General features: G+C 62.6%; 17 protein-coding genes. 8 read left to right on the top strand and 9 right to left on the bottom strand.

The window, feature by feature from the left end; all coding sequences use genetic code 11:
- Nucleotides 1–61: 61 nt before the first annotated feature.
- The 3 genes from KI811_RS08455 to KI811_RS08445 form a co-directional block, all read right to left on the bottom strand.
- Nucleotides 62–5,398: an MBG domain-containing protein gene (locus tag KI811_RS08455; protein ID WP_214186039.1), complete on the bottom strand. Its 5,337-nt coding sequence runs from the start codon at nt 5,396–5,398 to the stop codon at nt 62–64.
- Between the two features lie 42 nt (nt 5,399–5,440).
- Nucleotides 5,441–7,138: a ShlB/FhaC/HecB family hemolysin secretion/activation protein gene (locus tag KI811_RS08450; RefSeq protein ID WP_214186038.1), complete on the bottom strand. Its 1,698-nt coding sequence runs from the start codon at nt 7,136–7,138 to the stop codon at nt 5,441–5,443.
- 61 nt (nt 7,139–7,199) lie between these two features.
- Complete coding sequence (locus tag KI811_RS08445; RefSeq protein ID WP_214186037.1) at nt 7,200–7,709, bottom strand: chemotaxis protein CheX; 510 nt, start codon at nt 7,707–7,709, stop codon at nt 7,200–7,202.
- 212 nt (nt 7,710–7,921) lie between these two features.
- Here KI811_RS08445 and rdgC point away from each other — a divergent pair, with 212 nt between their 5' ends.
- Nucleotides 7,922–9,088 carry a recombination-associated protein RdgC gene (gene rdgC / locus KI811_RS08440; protein ID WP_214186036.1) on the top strand — a complete coding sequence of 389 codons (1,167 nt, stop codon included), beginning with the start codon at nt 7,922–7,924 and terminating at the stop codon, nt 9,086–9,088.
- A 46-nt stretch (nt 9,089–9,134) separates the two neighbouring features.
- Here rdgC and KI811_RS08435 read toward each other — a convergent pair whose 3' ends face one another.
- From KI811_RS08435 to hemB, 6 genes are all read right to left on the bottom strand, one after another.
- Nucleotides 9,135–9,512, bottom strand: a complete 378-nt coding sequence (locus KI811_RS08435) for a helix-turn-helix domain-containing protein (RefSeq protein ID WP_214186035.1) — start codon at nt 9,510–9,512, stop codon at nt 9,135–9,137.
- A gap of 114 nt (nt 9,513–9,626) precedes the next feature.
- Entirely contained in the window at nt 9,627–10,520 is an 894-nt protein-coding gene (locus tag KI811_RS08430) for an HNH endonuclease (protein WP_214186034.1), read from the bottom strand.
- A 170-nt stretch (nt 10,521–10,690) separates the two neighbouring features.
- Entirely contained in the window at nt 10,691–11,416 is a 726-nt protein-coding gene (locus KI811_RS08425; RefSeq protein ID WP_281875097.1) for an RES family NAD+ phosphorylase, read from the bottom strand.
- Nucleotides 11,376–11,759 (bottom strand): MbcA/ParS/Xre antitoxin family protein, encoded by a 384-nt coding sequence (locus KI811_RS08420; RefSeq protein WP_214186033.1) that lies wholly within the window; start codon nt 11,757–11,759, stop codon nt 11,376–11,378. Before KI811_RS08420 ends, KI811_RS08425 begins: the two co-directional genes overlap by 41 nt.
- A gap of 107 nt (nt 11,760–11,866) precedes the next feature.
- Entirely contained in the window at nt 11,867–12,955 is a 1,089-nt protein-coding gene (locus tag KI811_RS08415) for a ribonuclease Z (protein WP_214186032.1), read from the bottom strand.
- A gap of 245 nt (nt 12,956–13,200) precedes the next feature.
- Nucleotides 13,201–14,178 carry a porphobilinogen synthase gene (hemB, locus tag KI811_RS08410; protein WP_214186031.1) on the bottom strand — a complete coding sequence of 326 codons (978 nt, stop codon included), beginning with the start codon at nt 14,176–14,178 and terminating at the stop codon, nt 13,201–13,203.
- Between the two features lie 226 nt (nt 14,179–14,404).
- Here hemB and KI811_RS08405 point away from each other — a divergent pair, with 226 nt between their 5' ends.
- The 7 genes from KI811_RS08405 to KI811_RS08375 all read left to right on the top strand — a co-directional run bounded on the left by KI811_RS08405 (nt 14,405) and on the right by KI811_RS08375 (nt 22,463).
- The gene (locus tag KI811_RS08405) at nt 14,405–14,842 is read left to right on the top strand and encodes a DoxX family protein (protein ID WP_214186030.1); all 438 of its coding nucleotides are present in this window, start codon (nt 14,405–14,407) and stop codon (nt 14,840–14,842) included.
- 116 nt (nt 14,843–14,958) lie between these two features.
- The gene (locus KI811_RS08400; RefSeq protein ID WP_214186029.1) at nt 14,959–16,542 is read left to right on the top strand and encodes a peptide chain release factor 3; all 1,584 of its coding nucleotides are present in this window, start codon (nt 14,959–14,961) and stop codon (nt 16,540–16,542) included.
- Nucleotides 16,543–16,691: 149 nt separating this feature from the next.
- Nucleotides 16,692–17,441 (top strand): nickel pincer cofactor biosynthesis protein LarB, encoded by a 750-nt coding sequence (gene larB, locus KI811_RS08395; protein WP_214186028.1) that lies wholly within the window; start codon nt 16,692–16,694, stop codon nt 17,439–17,441.
- A 7-nt stretch (nt 17,442–17,448) separates the two neighbouring features.
- Nucleotides 17,449–18,621, top strand: a complete 1,173-nt coding sequence (gene larC / locus KI811_RS08390; protein WP_214186027.1) for a nickel pincer cofactor biosynthesis protein LarC — start codon at nt 17,449–17,451, stop codon at nt 18,619–18,621.
- Nucleotides 18,618–19,067: a phosphatidylglycerophosphatase A family protein gene (locus KI811_RS08385; protein WP_214186026.1), complete on the top strand. Its 450-nt coding sequence runs from the start codon at nt 18,618–18,620 to the stop codon at nt 19,065–19,067. The genes larC and KI811_RS08385 overlap by 4 nt, the downstream gene beginning before the upstream one ends.
- Complete coding sequence (locus tag KI811_RS08380; RefSeq protein ID WP_214186025.1) at nt 19,064–20,305, top strand: competence/damage-inducible protein A; 1,242 nt, start codon at nt 19,064–19,066, stop codon at nt 20,303–20,305. The genes KI811_RS08385 and KI811_RS08380 overlap by 4 nt, the downstream gene beginning before the upstream one ends.
- A gap of 25 nt (nt 20,306–20,330) precedes the next feature.
- Nucleotides 20,331–22,463, top strand: a complete 2,133-nt coding sequence (locus tag KI811_RS08375; RefSeq protein ID WP_214186024.1) for a sensor histidine kinase — start codon at nt 20,331–20,333, stop codon at nt 22,461–22,463.
- The last annotated feature ends 63 nt before the right edge of the window (nt 22,464–22,526 follow it).

Genomic DNA, 22,526 nt, shown 5'->3' with positions numbered 1-22,526 from the left:
GGGCGGCCTTGGCCGCCCTATTCTGAAGCATGGAGCCGGGAACTTCAATGATTCTTTATGATTACTCCCCCTGCTCCTTCGTAATTTCCACGGTCCAGCTCTGATCGCCAACGGTTACGATGATTTTGATCGGCAGAGATCCCGCCGGAACATTGCCGGCCGTAAACGTATGGGATTCCGGGCTGTACCGCAGCCACTCCGGCAATGGCCCGCCGTCGGCCAGGGAAACGTCAACCGAAGCGGAAGTTGCAGCCGCCGCCCTGGCCTGTTCCGGCAACTGGAAACTGAAAGTCGAACCCGGCTGCGCCATGCTGTCCGGTACGGTTACGGTTATCATGCCGGAGCCCTGCGATGTGGGCTCGCTGACGAGGGTTACACTGGGGCCGCCGACGCCACCGGAAGAGCCGGCAGATGTGCCACTGCCCGTCTGGTCAGCAATCGGCGCGGGGGGCTGCGGGATTGACGGAGGCGCGCCCTGGTTCGAAACTGCCGGCGGGGTCGGCGCAGGCGGCTGAATTGGCGCATCAACAACCGTGGACTCGGTGGATGCAGTGGACGCGGGGGACACGGTAAGCGCTCCGTCGTGATAGGTGATGGTGTAGTTATCCGCGTTGAAGGTGCCGCCGGTGGCATTGGATGCCGTTATTGCGTAAGGGCTTCCCGCTGCGCTTGCGGAGGCCGCTCCCCCCGCGCTGTCCAGGGTGACGCTGCCGATGGTTTCGCCATTCCGCAGGCCGCTGCTGGTGAATCCGGTCCCGGTAAAGGTTACGGTCTGGCCGTAGGTCTTGCTGGCGTCGTCGGCGGTGATGGAGAGCGGGGCCGGGGTGATGGTCAAGGCCCCGTTGTTGTAAGTGATGGTGTAGTTACCGGCGTTGAAGGTGCCGCCGGTGGCGCCACTGGCCGTAATGGCATAGGGTGAGCCGCTGACACCGGCCGTGGCAGCGGCGCCTGTGCTTGCCAGGGTGACGCTGCCGATGGTCTCGCCGTTCTTCAGGCCGCTGGAGGTAAATGCCGAGAGAGTCGAAGCCTGGCCGTAGGTTTTCGTCACGTCGCTGGCCGTGATGGAGAGTGCTGCTGGGGTGACGGTCAAGGCCCCGTTGTTGTAGGTGATAGTGTAGTTGCCGGCGTTGAAGGTGCCGCCGGTGGCGCCACTGGCCGTAATGGCATAGGGGCTGCCGCTGACACCGGCCGTGGCAACGGCGCCTGTGCTTGCCAGGGTGACGCTGCCGATGGTCTCGCCGTTCTTCAGGCCGCTGGAGGTAAATGCCGAGAGCGTCGAAGCCTGGCCGTAGGTTTTCGTCACGTCGCTGGCGGTGATGGAGAGTGCTGCTGGGGTGACGGTCAAGGCCCCGTTGTTGTAGGTGATGGTGTAGTTGCCGGCGTTGAAGGTGCCGCCGGTGGCGCCACTGGCCGTAATGGCATAGGGTGAGCCGTCGACATCGGCCGTGGCAGCGGCGCCCGTGCTTGCCAGGGTGACGCTGCCGATGGTCTCGCCGTTCTTCAGGCCGCTGGAGGTAAATGCCGAGAGGGTCGGCGTCTGGCCGTAGGTCTTCGTCACGTCGCTGGCAGTGATGGAGAGTGTTGCTGGGGTGACGGTCAAGGCCCCGTTGTTGTAGGTGATGGTGTAGTTGCCGGCGTTGAAGGTGCCGCCAGTGGCGCCACTGGCCGTAATGGCATAGGGTGAGCCGCTGACACCGGTCGTGGCAACGGCGCCCGTGCTTGCCAGGGTGACGCTGCCAATGGTCTCGCCGTTCTGGAGGCCGCTGGAGGTGAATGCCGAGAGCGTCGGCGTCTGGCCGTAGGTCTTCGTCACGTCGCTGGCAGTGATGGAGAGTGCTGCTGGGGTGATCGTCAGGCTGGTGTCGCCGCTGACCGTGATGTCGTAGCCCAGTTGGTCGGAGTAGGGCAATGGAGAGTGGGTACCGGCGTTGACAAAGCTGGAGTACGGTGACGTGATCCCTTGGAGATGCCCCGACGCAGGGGCAGACGGGTCCGAGTAAGTGGCGTCGAGATCCCCCGTATATGCTGTCCCGTCGTAGGTCTTGGTTACGGGGTTGGCGGTGATGGTGAGCGGCGTAAGGAAGTGGCGCAGGAGCGGGTAGGCGTTGCCGTCGTACATGCGCCAGACTTTGCCGGTGCTGCCGGCATCGTCAATGTCCCAGCCTGCGTCAGTGAACGTGGCCAGGGTTTTCAGCTCTGTCGTCGTCTTGCCGGTGCCGAAGCCGTTGTCCAAGGCAGGGTCGGCATTGACCGTCTTGTCCCAGAACGAAGAATTGACGGATGAGCCGGAACTGCCGCCTAGAAGCCCTCCAGTATAACTGCTGCCGGTAACCGGACCCGTTGCGAAGGAATTGGTAATCCCGTTGCCATTGTCATAGCCGACCAGGCCTCCCACATAGCTGTTGCCGGTTACCGGCCCGGAAGCATAGCTGTTCTCAATGCTGGAGTTACTGTTATTGTTGCCCACCAGGCCGCCCACATTCTGGCTGGCATTGGCATCCGCCGTTACTGTGCCAATGGCATAGGAATTGGTAATGGCGCTGTTGGCATTGTTTCCCACCAATCCGCCGATACTGTCGCTGCCAGCGCCAGCCGTCACGGTGCCGGTTGCGTAGGAGTTGTCGATATTGTTGCCGTAATCGGTGGCCCCAACCAGACCACCGACATTTTGGCTCCCCAAGCCTGCCGTCACTGGGCCGTCGGCATGGGAGCCGGTGATGGAGACTCCATAACCGTAGCCAACCAGTCCGCCGACGCCGGAACTGTAGTCACCCGCATGCACCGCCCCGGTGGCATAGGAACTGTCAATCATGCCGCCTAAGCCGTAGTTTCCATGGAGATACCCCACCAGCCCGCCGATATTCTGGTTGTAAAGGCTGGCATCAGCCCATACGTCACCTGTGGCATGTGAATCCGTGATAGTGACTGTGGCGCTGTTGATGGAGCCGACCAAGCCGCCGACGTAGCTGTTGCCTGTGACCGGGCCATCTGCATGGCTGTTGGAAATGGTGATGCTGCCGCTGTTAATGGAGCCGACCAGGCCACCGACGGAGTTGTTTCCCGTCACCGGGCCGGTGGCGTAGCTGTTGTCAATGATGGGATTGCTGCCGCTGGTATATCCCACGAGCCCGCCCACATTGTCGTCTGTCCCCGTTACCTCTCCGGTAGCGTATGAATTGGTTATGGAGTCGTCATAGCCATACCCAACCAGGCCGCCGACGCTGTTTCCACCCGTAACGTTGCCGGTGGCGTAGGAGTCCAGAATGGTACTGCCAGCGCTGGAGCCGTAGCCATACCCCATTAGCCCTCCCACGCCGGAAGAATTGAGGCCGGCAGTGACATCGCCGGTGGCATGGGAGTTCGTGATGGTTATGCCGTAACCGTAGCCCAATCCATACCCCACCAGGCCGCCGACACCCTTTGCGTAGTCGCCGGCGGTGACATCGACGGAAGCATGGGAGTTGGTGATGCTGCTGCCGCCATAGTCGTAGCCCAGCAGCCCGCCGACACCGATTGAATAGTTGCCGCCGTTGACGCTGCCGGTCTCGACATACGAATTGTAAATGGTGGTGCCGTAGCCGTATCCCACCAGACCGCCTACGTTGTTGGAGCCGGTTACGTTGATGTTGCTCAGGCCGACGTTCCGCACCACAGAACCATTGCCGGTCTGGCCGAACAGCCCCTGGTTGTCCGAGGAAGGGCGATTGATGGTGAGGTTGTCGATGGTGTGGCCGAGGCCGTCGAAGGTGCCGGTGAACGCATATCCACCGGAGCCTATCGGCACGAAGCCTTCCCCGGAGTTCCAGCCGGAGGTGGCCGCTGCATCAATGTTGCTGCCGAGGGCAAAAAAACCGGAAGAATTGCCGCCATAAGCCATGCCCTGCAACGTACTGGCGCCGGTCAGATCATCACCTTCTGCACCCAGGTCGGTGATTACGGTGTAGTCATTGCCGTTAATGGTCAGGAAGCCCGAGCCGGAGCGTGGCGTCACGCCATCGGCCAGGAAGAAATCCACCCTCCCCTTGAAGGTGCCGTCCGGGTTGAAACCGACGTTCACCTTGCCGCTGCCCGGTTCAAGATCCAGGCTGGCGAAGGTTCCGGGATTGCCGGTGTCATCAAGGGCGCCGGCCGTCATAATGGCGTTGATGTTGATGTCGTTGGTAGCGATCAGTGATAGATTGTTGGCATGCCACGTCACATTGTCGTTGACGGTGATGTTGCCGTCACTGCCGCTGCCGTCGGTACTGCTGATGACCGTGTCGCCATTGGAATCGATGTTGTTGCCAAGGGTCGTGCCGTCGATGTCGCCGCCGCTCGCCGCGATGGTGAAACCATCGGGATCGATCAGCCACGTGCCTGACTTGCCTGATGGAGCCTTGGTGGTAACTACCGTGCCGCTGCCGATCTTCACCCGGCCGCCGGAGGTCTCCACAAACCCTCCGTCACCGCCATTGGGGGCGCCGGCGTCGAGGGTGCCGCCGACGGTGGTGGTGCCGCTTTGCATGTCGGAGAGGAGGAGGATCCTCCCCCCCTTGTTCTGCAGGGTCTGGGCCTCGATCACGCCGCTGTTGTTGACCACGGCGCCGGTCAGGGCGTCCGCCGCCTTGGCGGTCATGACCACCAGGCCGCCATCGGCCTTGATGAGCCCCTTGTTCTCGGCCAGGGCATCGACGGCCCCCTGGTTAACGGTGTAGGTGATCAGGCCGTCACCCGTGAAATCCACACTGACCTGGTTGGCGGCGATCAGGGCCGCGCTGCCTTTGTTTGCGGTGATGGTCCCTTCGTTGCTTACCGTGGGGGCGATCAGGGCGACGATGCCGCCGTTGGCGCTGATGCTCCCCTGGTTGATGACCGACCCGGCACTGCCGGCGCCGCTCAAGGCGTACCTGCCGGCAAGGAAGTCGCTGTCGAGCATGTTGAGGGAGGATGCAACGAGTCCGCCCACATCCACTTTGGCCCCTTGGCCGAATACGATGCCGGCCGGGTTGAGGAGAAAGACCTTGCCGTTGGCGCTGAGGCTTCCCAGGATCTGGGTCGGGTTCTGGTCCTGAATGCGGTTCAATGCCGTGGCGCCGCTGTTCGGCTGGTTGAATCTGACCCCGGCGTTCTGGCCGATGTTGAAGCTGTCCCAGTTGGCGATCATCTGCTGGCTCGCCTGGTTGATGGTCATCTGGTTGCCGCTGGTGGCGATGGTGCCGCTCCCCGCCGTTATCTTTCCGCCGGCCGGGAGAGCCCCCGGATCAAGGGCAAAGGCTCCCCCCGCTGAAGCCAGCAGGGCAACCGCGGTAAGCACGCCGACCGTTGCCGACGGAATGCCCCCCTTGGCGGCGACCTTCTCGGCAACGACAACCCATTGCTCTTTGGCTCTGGACCAGATCAGACGGTAGATCTTGTTCATGGGGAACTCCTTTATACACTCATCACAAGGGCTTCGTTTCCGCTAAAAAAACAGCATCGCCTGCAGCCAGAATCGGTTGTCGTCGCTGCGGCCGTCGGCGTCCCTGCCGTCGGTGCTTCTCCCGTCGTTATCGCCGATGGTGTGGGCCCAGGTGGCCTTGAGGCTCATCCGGCCGCTGTAGGCATAGGTGAGACCGAGGCCGGCCCCTTGCAGCCAGTAGTCGTTCCTGTTGGAGATGGTGGTGATGGAGTTGGGCCACGTCTCCTTATGGAGTCTGACCCAGCCGGCATCGTAGAAGCCGTTCAGCTGGAGCAGGCCGACGCTGGCGGGGAGCGGGAGATCGTAGCGCAGGTCCAGGTTGAAGAGGTGCCCTTCGTCGCCGCCGGCTTCACCCACCGGATAGGCACGAACGCCGTAAGGGCCGCCCAGGTAGAATTTTTCGCTGGAGTCGAGGTTGTCGAGGCTGAGCTGGGCGCTGTATGAGAGGTTGAGGGTGGTCCGCTCGGCCAGCCGCTGCAGCCTTGCCAGGCCGACGTTGAATCGGGTGTAGCGCCCCTCGGTCTTGGTGATGGCGATGTCGGCAATCTTCTCGTCCATGGTGCCGGTGGTCACGCCGGCGTTCCAGGTGGTATAGCCGCCGCCAAGAAAGGTGTCGTATTTGTTGCCGAGGAAGCTGATGGTGCCGCTGTGAAGCGTTTTGTCACGGCTGTCGACATCACTGATGCTATCCATCAGCTTCTTGAATTCGTAGCCGATGGAGGCGGTGACATTTGCCGTGCGGCTGCGGAGGATGGGGTAGCTGAGGCCGGCGTCAATGGTGTGGCTGTCCCCTTCCTGCCTGAGCCCTGCTGTTTCGCCTTCGACAATCTCATAGTGCATGCCGGTGTAGGTGAGGTTTCCCTTGAGGCCGTTGGAGGCCAGCGGGAAGATGTAGCCGGCCCGCCCCTGGGTGAGCCCTTCGGCGCCGGTCATCAGGAGGGAAAGCTGGTCGCCGTACCGCAGGGGGTCGTTGATGGTGAGCAAGCCGTTGCCGCGCCAGGCGCCGGTGTAGCGGTTGCCCTGGTTGTCGCCCCAGATTGCGCCGGAGAGGAGCGGCCCTTCACTGACATCGAGCTGGACCGACGTTGTGCCGGGGGCGCTTCCCGGGGCCAGGGATGCTTTGGCTGCGACGCCGGGGAGGTCGTTGATGAGGAGAGCGGAGCGCTCGAGGCACGGTTCGTTGATGGGTTGCCCGTGGCGGACGGACTTCTGGGCGATGCCGCGAATGCTCTCGTCCTTGATGCGGGCGCTCTTGTCGCGCTTGATGACGAGGCCGTCGCTCTTCCCCTGGATGACGGCGATTTCAATGATCCCGCCGGTGACGTCCTGCTTGGGAAGGTAGGCCTTGGCCAGGAACCACCCTTTCCCCTTGAGGTATGCGGTGACTTTTGCGGCGAGGCCCTGCAGTTCGCCGAAGCTGAGGCTCTTGCCGACAGCGTCGGCCACAAGGGACTGCAGTTCGCTCTCTGTTGCCAGGCCCCCTATGTCGCTGAACGTGAAGCCTTTGACCGCCACCCGGACGCCGCTGTCAGCCAAGGGTGGGCGCTCCTTTTCGGCCTCGGGGGTCGGAAGCTGCCGGGGGAGCTGTCGCTGGGGCTGCTGTTCGCGCAAGAGCTGGCCGGCATCGGGGGGGGCCGCCTGGGCGGCGGAGAAGAACATCAGGAACGGGAGGACAAGGGCGCCAGCAGAAGAGGGTTTCATGTCAACGTCACCTCCGGGGTATACATAGGGAGATCGAAATAGATTCTATGTCTGTGCCGCGTCAGCTTCCTTCCAGCTGCAGCGTTGCCAGGAACCGGTGCTCGCCCCGGTTGAAGGGGACCACCACCGCCGCGCCGCTGGAGACCACCTCCACCGAGTACTCCTTGCCGGAGATGACCGACGGCGTCGAGAGGCAGACGCTCATTCCCCGCGCGGAGAAGATCATCTTGACCTCGCCGGCCAGCATGTTGGTGAGCTCTCCCATGGCGTCGTGCACGTCGCCGTCGCCTTCGATCTCATCCACCTCCATGCCGAGCATGGATGCCGTGACCTCCCGGGCAAGCTCCTCGGGAATGTGGATTCCCACCATCCCCGAGCAGTCGCCGCCAAGCCCAATCATCCCCGAGATGCTGCAGGTGAAGTGGGAGACCGGCTTGTCCAGGGGGTAGCTGTCCTCAATGTCGTCGATGAAAACCATGGTGGCGAAGATGTTCTTGACCGCCCCAACCATATGGGTGGCCAAGTCGGCCTCGGCCAGGGTCGTTCCTCCGATGGTGAAGCTCAATGGCATAGTGTGCTCCTTTTCGGCCACAGGGCATGCAACGAAAAAATACGCTCCGTATAACGTTTGTCGGCCATTGTCCCGAAAACTTTAGCGTTTTTTGTCCTGGTTTTCATGTTTCCACCGCTCGTTAGCACTCCCCCCACAAAGTGCTTGCCCTCAGAGCCTCGATGGGTGTATGAACGTCTCCCTTTCATTTTCCGAGCAAGGAGATTATCTCAATGGGCATCCTTTCCAGTACCACCGCCGTTTGCCAGTTCCGGGTCGCGGGGGAGCTTCCCTCCGGCGACCTCTATCCCTTTATCGCAGAGAACCTTGCCAAGCAGGCCTTCCAGCCCATCGACCAGAATGCCGCCGAGCAGTCCGTGGGGTGGGTCCACCTGGACGACCACCGGCAGATGAGCTTCGATGCCCCCGCCGCCTTCTGGCGAGACCACTACGTGGCGTTCACCCTGCGCCGCGACCAGCGCAAGCTCCCCGCCGCCCTGGTGAAAGCCTACCTCCAGGTGGCCGAGCACGAGTACCTCTCCGCCAATCCCGGCCTCAACCGGGTGCCGAAGCAGAAGCGGGAGGAACTGAAGGAGGCGGTGCGCCTCGGCCTCCTGGTCAAGACCCTGCCCGTTCCCTCCACCTGGGACGCGGTCTGGGACACCCGCACCGGCATCGTCACCTTCACCTCCCTCTCGGCCCCGATCATCGAGCTCTTCGAAGCCCAGTTCAAGAAGACCTTCGAGGGGGCGCGCCTGGTGGCGATCCATCCCTACGCCCGGGCCGGGGCCGTTGGCGGAGAGGAGCTGAAGCCGGCCCTGGAGAAGGCCAACCTCGCTACCAGCGACGCGGCCATCGACCTCATCCGGAGCAACCAGTGGCTCGGGTGGGATTTCCTCCTCTGGCTCCTCCACCGGACCATGACCGAGGCCTCCGAGTACCGGGTGAACCAGCCGGGCCCGGCCCTGGCCGACGATCCCTTCGTGGCCTACCTGAATGATCGCCTTGTCCTCATGAGTGTCGGCGAGGAAGGAACCCAGAAGATCACCGTGGCCGGCCCCCAGGACCACTTCCGGGAGGCCCGCACCGCCCTTGCCCACGGCAAGCGGATCACCGAATCGACCCTCTACCTGGAAAAGGAGGAGAACACCTGGAAGCTCACCCTCAAGGGGGAGCTCTTCCACTTCGCCTCCCTCAAGGCCCCCAAAGTGGCCATCGAGAAGGGTGATCACGTGGACGAGGGGAGCGAGCGGGAGGCCGCCTTCTACGAGCGGATGTACGTCGTCGAGCAGGGCCTGCAGCTCTTCGACAGCCTCTACGGGGAATTCCTGAAGGCCCGGCTCGGGGCCGGGTGGGGTGAGGAGCTTGCGCGGATCGAGGGGTGGCTGGCGGGGGAGTGAGGCGGGGAATAACGAGTGGCCGGTGAAGTATCCACCGGCCACCCGTTTATGCGGCGTTTCTGAACGTATGGTAAGGCTGAATGAGAACTTCTGCCGGTATGCCGAGACCTTTATGGAGATTGCGGATCATTTCCATGGTGAGAGGGCGCTTACGGTTAAGTATCTCTGATACGCGGGCGCGGCTGCCTATAAACGGTTCGAGATCACGGCGAGTAAGCCCTCGGCTTTCCATGTGGTACGCAATAGCCTCAATCGGATCTGGCATGGGGATGCTGTAGTGCCTCTCTTCATAGGCTTCGACAAGGGTTGTCAACACCTCCAGCCGGTCCCCTTCAGGGGTATCCGGAGCCGCGTCGAACAGAGACTCAATTTCTTCGAGTGCTGCCTGATAATCGGTTTCGTTTTTAATCGGTTTGATTTCCATGGTGGTTCTCCGCTCAGATTGTTGCTGCGTCAATCCTGTCATACTCCCGATTCACACACATCCAACGCCATAAGGCTGACCGGCCTCTGGTTGGACTCTTTGCCCCACGTAGCCTTACTCTGCGCCGTCCCATGCAAATAGACAGTCTTCTTCGTCTGCAATCTGTGTTTCTGCTCGGAATCGGACCCAAGAGTTGACACCCGTATCGATGTGCATAATTTTGGGGTGGGTGAGGGTGCTGACTACTTCCTCCACTGGTGCCTGTGCACCGATGAATCCGATGAGGCGGTAATTTTTGTTCCACTCAAGCGCCCACGACCAACACTCTTCTGAGGGATGCTTCCGTATTATGGACCTAAAGAAACCATCAGCTGTGTCGCCCAGCCATCTTGGTTTCCAAGCTGCTACAATGTTCATAAATGATTTATGCAGCTCATTACCCCAATCAGCATGATGGGCTTCTGGTAGCACATAGAAGCCTCCACGCCAAAAACCGCCTGTCTTCTTCGTTTTATTAAATGTCAGAAAATAAAATATGGCCATCAGTTGCATTCGTGCGAGTTCATGCAACCTTTCGCTTTCTACTTGTGGGGGTGCTACCAAATCAAACGTCAGTGAAGCGCTTGAGGTAAGATCAACTTTCAGATCAGTCTTTTCTTGGCTGTCGATCACCTTTTTTCTTGTTATTTTACTTATACTTTTTTTAGCCTTGTGTCTTATTCCCTCTAGCAATGATTCATCTGAATCCAAAGGTTCAAACCAATATCTAGCGGCCAGGGTTATGGCAGATATGTCGTCTTCAAGTATCGATTTTGCATGATTGCATTTTGTACAGGCTCTTACGATAAGATTCCAATGCCCGTTTAAAGAACCTTTAGGAACAAAACGTCTGCCAATCACATGCTCCTTCGTGTCGTTATCAGATTGGAGTGAAATTCCGCAATAGGGACAGGTGATGTTTTGAATTACAATCGCGCGATTGCCTGGCAGTTCAGTTAAATCGTCCATCCCTTGCTTTCCTTCGTTTTGTTCCAACTCGTGATTGACCGGTTCACGCGCGCGCGTGAACCGGTGATCTACCCAAATAAAACATTTAGCCTGTGCACATTAAAACAGCTCAACTGCAAGAAAGCAAGAAATCAGCGTCTTTCTTGTTGGGGCATTGATGGACGGCAGCTCTACGGCGCCTCCCACCGTGCCGTGGGGAACGAGAAGGTTTCGCTGTGCTCGCGGCGCCAGATGGCCTCGGTTCCAGTCACGACGAGGTGCCATGTCTGCATGGCGCTGTCCGGCTCTTTCGTCGAAAAGGCTGTGGGCGTCAGGACAGCCGCACACCAACTGGGCTCCGGCGCCCTGACGGAGCGGTAGATTATCGTCTCGATACCGGCCTCGCGCGCAGTTCTGCCAAAGGCCTGGGTGGCGCCGTAGTCCGATGGATGCATCCATTCCGCCTCCCAACGGTCGAAGGGGGGGAGCCGAAGATCGACGCATCGGCCGTGGATGGCAACGCTGAATGCTGTGTGGGAAACGGGTCCGAGGCGTTCAAGGCCTTCGGTTTCCTGGAGGAATTTCCACCGCCAGTAGCCCACTTCTGCCGCAGCGGTCCGCACCGATTCGGCTCCGTAGAAAACCCCCGGGTCCGTGGGGGACCGGAACCGGGAGCCGGGGTGAAAGGGGATGTAGCGAAAGGGGGCCGTGAGGAGATAGTCGAATTCGCGTGCAGCGGGGAGGAGCGGCGGCTTGCTCTGTTCGAGGATATCTTCGAGCAACTCCTGTTCCGCCAGGGTGTCCACGAGCTTCATGGTGGAGGCGATGTGCTGGGATTCGACTATTCGCCAGATCCGTTCGGTGCGGAGCCGGGCCTCAGACGATACCGCGTCTGGCGTCCAGGTAGGAAACGACACGGACCAGTCCCTCCGTGGATGTGATCAGATTGGCGGGTTTCTGCCCGGCAAGGGCGTGGTTCGTGCTGTTTAGCCAGCGCCGGGCGTCTTCGGCATCACCGCCCACGATGGCGTCGAGGGAGCGGAACAGCCTGACGAGGAGCACGGCGAACTCCCATTCCTTTTTTTCAGGGGAAAGGAGATAGGTGCCGGCGTGGAGCCTCGACACGGTGGAGGTGCTCACCCCGAGAATCTGTGCCAGCCTCACCTGGGGCAGGCCAAGGATTCCCGCAGCGGAAACGGCAGCCTTGGAAAGGACTGCTTCCCTGCCGGCGATTTGTGCGGCACGGTTTGCCAGGGCCATTGTCTTCTCCCGATTGTTTAGTGGCTATCTGTGGCAATAATACCCGATAATAGTTTCTGCTGCAATATGGAATTGTTTTAAGTTCCCGTGCCAGTTCTCCCCCTGGGTCATCCTCCCAGCTTCGGAAACTCCGCCGGCAGCAGGGGGCGGGGGGTGAGGTGCTCGGGGAGGCGGATGAGGCGAATTTCCGGCGCAAGGGCCAGCTCATCGTAGATGAGGTGCCCCTTCGTGTTGTAGCTCTTGGAGAGGTGCATGGGGAGGAGCCAGCCGGGTCGAAGCTCCCGGGCGATGGCCGAGACGTCAGTTGTGCAGAGGTGGTGGGAGGTGCGGGCCTTGCCTTGGTCGGCGGCGAGAAACGAGCACTCGCAGGCAAGGAGCGTGGCGTTCGCCAGAAGCCGCCGCGCCGTGGCCAGGTTTGCTTCGCTCGCCCCGATATCGGTGATGTAGCCGATGCTGGCCGGTTCCTGGTCCCGCCGAATCGCCTCGAAGAGCTGCCGCCCTTCGATGGTCCGTTCACTGGTGCCGCCGGCTGCCGACGACACCGGCGCCGTGATCGTCCTGCCATCCAGTTCCCCCCGGTAGAAGCGGCTTTTCAGCTCCCGCAGCCACTCCCCCGGCATGACCCCTGCCGTTGCCATTTTCTCCCCGTCGATCCAAAAAGAGGGGCGTTCGGTAATCCGGAAGGCGAGGGTGGGGATTGCGTTGTGGTCGCAGATGGCGGCGTCCACCGTGAGGAATCCGTTGCGGTAGATCTCCGTTCCGGGACGTGGCGTTTCTCCCTCCGGCTGGCAAGGAAACCCCTGGGCGCCGGGAAAGGTGAAGTGGATGATCCTATCGGGATGGATCTCGTGGACCCGGAAGGTGCACCAGTAGGATTCGGTCAGGTTCCAGTCGTAGCCGGCCAGCTTTGCCGTCACCTTCCGGGCGATCCCTGCCGGGCCGAAGAGTTCAACCGTCCGGGGGGAGACGTGGATGTGGCGGACCAGGGTATCGAACCCCATGAAGTGGTCCATGTGGGCGTGGGTCACGAAGATCGCGTCGAGGGATTTCAGGACCCGCTTGGCCAGGTGGTGGAGCTGGCCGCAGTCCACGAGGATGGCACGCCCCAGGGGACGGACGTTTACCAGGAGGACCGGGTCGTCCAGGAGCCCCGCGCAGAAGGTGGGTTCCAGGTAGCGGAAGGGGAGGCGTGTCATGGCGATACCTATCGGCCTTAAAGAGCGATAAATAACACGGAGAGACGGAGAACACGGAGTAAAACGGCGGTCCTTCATGGACAACCTGATGAATGTTGCTTTCCGGTTTTTCGGGCAAAATATTTCAGGGTCTTGGTTTTCTCCGTGCGCTCCGTTTCTCCGTGTTATTCAAAGGTTTGAGAAGCTGAATACGAAAAAAGGCCTACTCAAACGAGCAGGCCTTTCTAGTGTATCACGGAAACGAACTATCCTCTCTTGAGGACCCGCGCCGCCTCCTTGGCGTGGTAGGTGAGGATCAGGTCGGCGCCGGCCCGCTTGAAGGAAAGGAGGGTCTCCATCATGACCCGCTCCTCGTCGATCCAGCCGGCCCGGCCCGCGGCCTTGATCATGCTGTACTCGCCGGAGACGTTGTAGACCGCCACGGGAAGATCGAACTCCTCCCGCAGGTCCCGGACGATGTCAAGGTAGGGGAGCCCCGGCTTCACCATGATGATGTCGGCCCCTTCCTCTACATCCATGCGGGCCTCGCGGATGGCCTCCCGGCGGTTCCCCGGGTCCATCTGGTAGGAGCGGCGGTCGCCGAACTGCGGCGTCGACTCGGCGGCCTCCCGGAACGGTCCGTAGTAGCCCGAGGCGTACTTCACGGCGTAGCTCATGAGGGGAATGTGCTTGTAGCCGTGGTTGTCGAGGGTCTCGCGGATCGCCATGACGCGGCCGTCCATCATGTCCGACGGCGCCACCATGTCGGCCCCGGCCTCGGCGTGGGAGAGGGCCTCTTTCGCCAGGAGCTCCAGGGTCTCGTCGTTGTCCACGTCGCCGTCCTTGATGATGCCGCAGTGGCCGTGGTCGGTGTACTCGCACATGCAGACGTCGGTGATGACCGCAAGCCCCGGCACCTGCTTCTTCAGGGCACGGATCGTCTCCTGGATGATGCCGTGCTCGGCGTAGGCATCGCTCCCCACGGCGTCCTTGGTCTCGGGGATGCCGAAGAGGATCACTGCCGGCACTCCCAGCTCATGGACCTCCTGGGCCTCGGCCACGATGTGCTCGATGGACTGCTGATAGATGCCGGGCATGGAGGAGATCTCCTTCCTGATCCCCGTGCCGAAGGCGGAAAACATCGGGTAGATCAGGTCGGTTGCGGAAAGGGTGGTCTCGCTGACCATCCGGCGGAAGACCTCTTTGCCTCTGATTCTGCGGGCGCGGAATGTGGGAAAAAACATGGTGTCATGTCTCCTTGTGGTTTGATAGGGATATCTGCTGGAACATCAACCAATTGATAGTACTCCAAGTGGGGGGCATGGCTCAAACATTTTTGGCGGTAGCCTCAGAAGCGCGATTGCCGGAGCACGTTTTACCGTTGCGGACAGGCGGCATTCTGTGGCAAGAATAGCAGCGGCCGGCAGCGGATTCCATTGGTGCCGGCACGTTCAGCAGCAGGAGGTTTCCATGGCCAGGTCCACCATGGGCGCCACGGCCGATTCCCTGGCGCTCCTCATGATCCGGATACCCCTCGGGGCCATTTTCATCGCCCACGGTTCCCAGAAGCTTCTGGGACTCTTCGGCGGTCACGGCCTCACCGCCACTTTCACCACGTTCGAGCAGAAGCTCGGCATTCCGCCGATATTGACGCTCCTGGCCATTATCGCCGAGTTCGGCGGCGGCATCGGGGTCCTCTGCGGTTTCCTCACCCGGCTGTCGGGGTTCGGCATCGCCGCCACCATGGCGGTGGCCATGTACAAGGTCAGTTGGGCGAACGGCTTTTTCCTCAACGGCCCCCGGGGGGACGGCATCGAGTACAATCTGGCCCTTCTCGGCATGGCCCTGGCGCTCGTCTTCAGTGGCGGGGGGGCGTGGTCCGTGGATCGCTACTTTTTCAGGCGGTAGCTAACTGCTTGATCTTTCCGGTCGTTTTCGGGTATAGTCACTGCAGGCGAAGAGTTTCTTCTTCGCCTTTTCTTGTGTCTATCGGCAGCATTATTTAAGTATTTGACGGAGCAGACGTGACAAAGCACAACGAGCAGGAAGTCGACCGCCGGCGCACCTTCGCCATCATCAGCCACCCGGACGCCGGCAAGACCACCATCACCGAGAAGCTGCTGCTGTTCGGCGGCGCCATCCAGCAGGCCGGCGAGGTGCGCGCCCGCAAGGCGGCCCGCCATGCCACCTCCGACTGGATGGAGATGGAGAAGCAGCGGGGGATCTCGGTCACCTCGTCGGTCATGAAGTTCTCCTACCGGGACTACGAGGTGAACCTCCTGGACACCCCGGGCCATAACGACTTCTCCGAGGACACCTACCGGGTGCTGACCGCCGTGGACTCGGCCCTCATGGTCATCGACGCGGTGAAGGGGGTCGAGAGCCAGACCATCAAGCTCCTCGACGTCTGCCGGCTGCGCCACACCCCTATCATGACCTTTGTCAACAAGCTGGACCGGGAGGGGCGCGATCCCTTCGAGCTCATCGACGAGATCGAGAAGGTCCTGAAGATCCAGTGCGCCCCCATGACCTGGCCCATCGGCATGGGGAAGCGGTTCCGGGGGACCTACCATCTCTACACCAAGGAGCTCATCATCTTCGACGCCGAGGCGGAGCGGGGGACCGGCAGCATCGTGTCGCTCTCCGGCCTCGACGATCCCCGCCTCGACGAGATCCTCGGCTCCCAGGCCGCGGAGCTTCGCGCCGACATCGAGCTTCTGGAGGGGGCGGCCCACCCCTTCGAGGAGGAGGCGTACCTGGCGGGCCTCCAGACCCCGGTCTTCTTCGGGAGCGCCATCAACACCTTCGGGGTCCAGCAGCTCCTCGACACCTTCGTGGAGAACGCCCCGGCGCCGCTCCCCCGGGAGGCGGTCACCCGCACCGTCTCCCCCTACGAGGAGCCCTTTGCCGCCTTTGCCTTCAAGATCCAGGCGAACATGGACCCGGCCCACCGGGACCGGATCGCCTTCTTCCGGATCTGCTCCGGCAAGTTCACCCGGGGGATGAAGGTGCGCCACGTGCGCCTCGGCCGCGAGGTGGCCATCAACAACGCCACCATCTTCATGGCCCAGGACCGGACCCATGTGGACGAGGCGTTCCCCGGCGACATCATCGGCATCCACAACCACGGCACCATCAAGATCGGCGACACCTTCACCATGAGCGAGGACCTGAAGTTCACCGGCATCCCCAACTTCGCCCCGGAGCATTTCCGCAAGGTGCGGCTCTTGGATCCCCTGAAATCCAAGGCCCTGGAAAAGGGGCTGACCCAGTTGGCCGAGGAGGGGACCACCCAGGTCTTCCGGCCGCTCATGGGTGCCGACTGGATCGTCGGCGCCGTGGGTATTCTCCAGTTCGACGTGGTCATGCACCGGCTCGAGCACGAGTACAACGTGAAGGCCACCTACGAGCCGGCCGCCTACGCCACGGCCCGGTGGGTGACCGGCGAGAAGAAGAAGCTGGACGAGTTCCAGAAGAAAGAGGTCATGAGCTGCTACATCGACGGTGAGGGGAACCTGGCCTATCTCGCCAGCTCCCAGTGGCGCCTCGACAACACCATGGACAACTGGAAGGACCTCCAGTTCCATGCCACGCGGGAGCATAGCTAAGCCGTTAAGAAAGGGGGGAGACATCTGGGCTTCCCCCTTTTTGTCTTCATCCCGCCAAGCCCACTGGCCCCTTTCCCGGAAGTACGCATTTTCGACCCCTGCAATGGATGATATTTTTGTTAGAATGTATTGATACCCGGCTGGATGCTATGGACCCGAACGAACTCAAAATTCTCCTGAACGAATTCAAGAGCGGCGCCATCGGCGAGGACGAGGCCCTTGAGCGCCTGCGCCACCTCCCCTTCGAGGACATTGGCGATGCCATGGTGGACCATCACCGGAGCCTGCGCCAGGGGTTCCCGGAGGTGGTCTTCGGCGCCGGCAAGAGCGCCGGCCAGATCGAGCGGATCATGGCCTCCCTGGCAGCCAGGGGGAACAACATCCTTGTGACCCGTCTCGACGAGGCCAAGGCCCTGGCGGTGAAGGAGGCCTTTCCCGTCGCGGTCTGGCACGCCGCCGCCCGCTGCCTCACCCTGGAGCAGAAGCCGGCGGAACGGCGGGGTCGGGGGACGGTCCTCGTCGTCTCGGCCGGCACCTCCGACCTGCCGGTGGCGGCCGAGGCCCTGGTCACCCTCCGGATGATGGGGAACGACGCCGAGCACCTCTACGACGTGGGGGTGGCGGGAATCCACCGCCTCCTGGCCCGACGGGAGGCGCTCGCGGCCGCCAGCGTCCTCATCGTGGTGGCCGGAATGGAGGGGGCACTTCCTTCGGTGGTGGGGGGGCTCGTGGACCGGCCGGTCATCGCCGTTCCCACCTCGGTGGGGTACGGGGCATCCTTCGGCGGCATCGCCGCCCTCCTCGGGATGCTCAACTCCTGCGCCGCCGGCGTCACGGTGGTGAACATCGACAACGGCTTCGGCGCCGCCGTGGCGGCCAGCAAGATCAACAGGGACTGAGGTTTTCTTGAAGATACTCTATTGCGACTGCTTTGCCGGGATAGCCGGCGACATGACCGTGGCGGCCCTCCTGGACCTGGGGGTTCCCTTCGAGGTGGTGCGCGACGCCGTAGAGTGCCTGCCGCTTCCCCATTCGAGCTACTCCCTGGCCGTGGAGCGGACGAGCCGCAAGGGGATCGCTGCCGCCCGGTTCGTGGTGCGCGTGGAAGAGCACCAGCCCCACCGCCACTACGCCGACATTGCCGCCATGATCGAGGAGAGCACCCTTGCCGAAGGGGTGAAGGAGAAGGCCCAGCGGATCTTCTTCCGGCTGGCCGAGGCCGAGGCAAAGGTCCACGGCGTCGAGATCGGGCGGGTCCACTTCCACGAGGTGGGGGCCGTGGATTCCATCGTCGATATTGTCGGCGCGGCCGCGGCCCTGGAGTGGCTCGGCATCGACGCCGTCCATGCCGCTCCTCTCCCCCTGGGAAGCGGCTTCGTGGAAACGGCCCACGGCCGGCTCCCGGTGCCGGCCCCGGCCACGGCGGAGCTCCTGCGGGGGCTCCCGATCCACGGCGAGGCGGGGGCCGGAGAGCGGGTGACCCCCACCGGCGCCGCCATCCTGGCAGCCCTGGCCACCGGCTTTGGCCGGGCCCCGGCCATGACTGTCACCGGTGTCGGCTGCGGTGCCGGCACCAAGGATTTCGACGATATCCCCAATGTCCTGCGGCTCTTCGTGGGCGAGGCGGAGGGGGGGCTCCTGCGGGACGAGGTCTGCATCATCGAGACCCATATCGATGACATGAACCCGGAGATCCTCGGCCACGTCCTGGAGCGGCTCATGGAGGCCGGCGCCCTCGACGCGGCCTTCTCGCCGCTGCAGATGAAGAAGAACCGGCCGGCGGTGAAGCTCACCGTCATTGCCCGCCCCGGGCAGCGCGATGAGCTCGCCTCCCTGGTGCTGCGGGAGACATCGGCCATCGGGGTCCGGTTCTATCCCGCCAGCCGGCTGAAGTTCTCCCGTGCCAAGGAGGAGCGTTCTACCTCCCTCGGCCCGGTGACGGTGAAGGTGATCCGCGACGGCGAGCGGGTGGTGCGGGTGACCCCGGAGTACGATGCCTGCCGCCGGATCGCCGTTGAGCGGGAAATGCCGCTCCTGGAGGTCTACCGGATCGTGGAGCGGGAGACGGGGGAGCCATGAGGGGATTCGTCGTCTGCGCGGCAAGCTGGTTCGGCACCGGGTTTTTCCCCGTAGCCTCGGGGACGGTGGGGACCCTGGGGGCCATCCCCCTCTACCTGGCCCTGGCGCTGCTTCCTCTCTGGCTCTATCTCCTGACCCTCGTCCCCTTTTTCTTCCTCGCCTCGTGGGTCTCGGGGGCGGCGGAGCAGGAGTTCGGCGAGAAGGACTCGGGAAAGATCGTCATCGACGAGGTGATCGGCTTCCTCATTACCATGGCGGGGGCTCCGGCCCACTGGCGGAGCATCGTGATCGGCTTTCTCCTCTTCCGGTTCTTCGACATCGTCAAGGTGCCGCCGGCCCGCTACTTCGACCGGCAGGTGAAAAACGGCTATGGCGTGGTCCTCGATGACGTGGTGGCCGGCATCTACGCCTGCGCCGCACTCCACGTGGTCCTGAGGTTTCTGTGAAAACGGCGCTTCTTTCCATCGGCGACGAGCTCCTCTTTGGTGAGGTTGTCGATACCAACTCGGCCCGGATCGCCGCGCGGCTGGCTGACGAGGGGATCGCCACGGCCCGGAAGCTGACCGTGGGGGACGACGAGGGGGAAATCGCCGCGGCCTTGGAGGAGCTTGCCCGTGGGCACGACGTGGTCATCGCCACCGGCGGCCTCGGCCCCACCGACGACGACGTGACCGCCCGGGCCGTGGCCCGGGCCACGGGAAGGCGCCTCGTCCTGAACGAGGAGGCCATGGGGCACCTCAGGGAGTTTTTTGTCCGGCTGGGGCGGGAGATGCACCCGGCCAACGGGCGCCAGTGCCTTCTGCCGGCCAAGGCGGAGCTCATCCCGAACCCCACCGGCACTGCCTGCGGTTTTCATCTCCTCCTTGACGGCTGCCTCCTCATTTTCCTCCCCGGGGTCCCCACCGAGATGGCCGTGATGCTGGAGGAGACAGTGGTTCCCCTGGTCCTGGGCCGTCGGGGGGATTCCCGACGCACCCGGACCTGGACCCTCACGGTCTTCGGCCTCTCCGAGGCGGAGATCGGCGCCCGCCTTGCGGACGTGGACCGCTCGCGGCCGGGGCTTACGGTCGCCTACTGCGTGGAGTTCCCTATGGTCCAGGTGAAGCTCCGGGTCACGGGGGAGGACGAGGAGGCGCTGACGGCGCTTCTGGAGGATGGGGCGGCCCTGGTGCGGGAGCGGCTCGGGGGGCACGTGGTCGCCGGGGACGGGGAGACCATCGACACGACTGTGGCTCGCCTCTTCCGGGAAACGGGGATGACCCTGGCCTTGGCCGAGTCGTGCACCGGCGGCCTCATCGCCGGGCGGATCACGGCGATTCCCGGCAGCTCCGCCTATTTCCTCCTTGGCGCGGTCACCTATGCCAACGACGCCAAGGCGCGGCTGCTGGGCGTTCCCCAGGGGCTTCTGGCAGAGACCGGGGCCGTGAGCGCCGAGGTGGCCAAGGCCATGGCCCGGGGGGCGCGGCAGCTGGCCGGGAGCGACCTGGCCCTGGCCGTTACCGGCATCGCCGGGCCGGAGGGGGGGAGCCCGGACAAGCCCGTGGGGACGGTGTTCATCGCCTTGGCGAACCGGGCAGGCTGCTCGGCCAAGGGGTACCATTTCAGGGGAGACCGCGACAGGATCAGGACGATCACCGCGGTTACGGCCATGGATTGGCTGAGAAGGCGGCTTTTATCACAGTAGTCCTTGGCGGGATGGATAGGTAGTCATGTCTTCACCAAACCATCGGATATGCCTCGTTGTCGGCTGGGGGGGCGCCGTTCTTCTCTTCCTGGGGCTTGTCGGCACGTTCGTCGCCTACCGCATACATAACGCCTCCATCTTCGGCGTTCTCCCCCATGTTCTCGTCTTTCTCATGCTCTGCTTCATATTCATGGCCGTAAGCTATCGCCGCATGAAGAGCGAGGAGGCCCTGGCCCATGTCAAGGAACTGATGCAGGTCCAGCGGGAACTGGACAAGACCGCGCGCCGTTACCGCAGTCTCATGGAGGGGGCGGGTACGGCCATTTTCGTCTTCAATGCCGATACGGGGATGCTGGTGGAGGTGAATCGCCGCGGAACCGAACTCTTCGGCTACGACAAGGAGGAGATGACGCCGTTGCGGGGGAAGGACCTGGTCCTTGAGGAGGACCAGGAGAAATTCATCTCCCTCGTTCACCGGGTGGCTCGGCGGGGGAGGGGACGCTCCGACGGGATCACTTTCCGTCGCAAGGGTGGGGAGTGCTTTCTGGGCCAGGTCGATGCCCGTCTCATCGACCTGGGGGACGAGAAGGTGGTTCACGCCGTGGTTCGCGACATCACCTTCAGGCACCGGGCCGAACGGGAGGTCCGCCAGCGCAACCGGGAACTCTCCACCCTCGTCGGCATCATTACCCGGGCCAACCAGGAGACAGAGCTGGAGACGGTGCTCGACGTGACGCTTCGCGAGACCATCGAGGCCTTCGGCGCCGATGGCGGCGGGATACATCTTCGCAATCAGGACGGGAAGCTGAGGCCCACGGCCTCCATCAACGTTCCCGAGCAACTCCGGTTCCTCCTTGCCCGGCGGGATGAGGAAGGCCCTTTGGAGCGGATCGCCGACTCCGGCACCAGCCGCATCCTGGCGAACCTGGAAACGGAGTGCCGTTTCGGCTCGTCGCCGGCCGTCCAGGGGTGGAAGGGATTCGTCGGGGTTCCCCTCTCGGCCCGCAACCGCGTTGCCGGCGTCATGTACCTCCTGTACAGGAAGGAGCGTCGCTTCGGGGATGACGAGGTGGCCCTCTTGCTTTCCATTGCCGGCCAGGTGGGGATCGTGATCGACAACGCCCGCCTCTTCGATGAGCTCAAGTGGAAGAGCGATGAGCTCATGGGGTCCCTCCGACTCCTGGAGCGGAGCAGCCACGAACTCTCCTTCTCCCAGCACCGGCTCCGCACCAACCTGATGCTCGTGGAACGGGCCAACCAGGAACTGGAGCGGATCGACCGGATGAAATCCAACTTCCTCGGCATGATTTCCCACGAGTTCCGCACCCCCCTGACGAGCATCATCAGCGGCACCGAGTTTCTCCTCTCGTCCCCCTCCTTCCAGATCGGAAACGATGCCCGCCGGGTCCTTGACATGATCAATCAGGGGGGAGAGCGCCTTTCCGAGATCGTCAGCGATATCCTCAAGGTGGCGAAGCTGGAGGCCAACAGCACTCCGGTCACCCGCTCGACCCTCCACATTTCCCAAGTTTTCGAAGAGGTTCTTGAGGCGCTGGAACCCCTGCGGGCCGAACGGGACCTCACGATTTCCTTCGCCAACCTGGAGAGGCTTCCCCACTGCAACGGCGACCGGGAGTGCTTCAGGGATATCTTCACCGAGCTGCTGGAAAATTCCATCAAATTCACCCCCGACGGCGGTACCATCATGGTTGACGCCCGGATTGTGGACAGGGATAGGCTCTCGCCGAGGGGAGACATCCTCAACCGGTTCAATTCCCGGTTCCTTGCTCAGTCGGGTGCCCACTGCTACCTGGAGGTGGAGGTCCGGGACAGCGGCATCGGCGTGAGTCATGATGAGCAGGTGAAGATCTTCGACAAGTTCTACGAGGTGGGTGATATCCGTCATCACTCCAGCGGCAAGAGCAAGTTCCAAGGTAAGGGGACCGGGCTGGGGCTCGCCATCGTCAAGGGGATGGTGGAAGCCCACGGCGGCATGGTCTGGGTCGAGAGTCCGGGGGAAAGTTCCGATGGTCGTCTCGGCAGCGCCTTCTTCGTGCTTCTCCCCCTGGAGGAGAGTGACTGCCAGCCCCAACTTCCCCTCTCCGGAGCCGGCATTTCCCTTTCCCATGACGACCTTCCCGATGAGGGGGGCGGATAACCGCCGCGGCGGTGGCGCAGGTCCCGAAGATACCCGTTGAAAAAGACGAAACACCTGTGCTAT

It is taken from the genome of Geobacter hydrogenophilus, from assembly GCF_018501225.1.
GTDB lineage: Bacteria > Desulfobacterota > Desulfuromonadia > Geobacterales > Geobacteraceae > Geobacter > Geobacter hydrogenophilus.
This window is presented reverse-complemented; position numbering and strand designations above follow the sequence as displayed.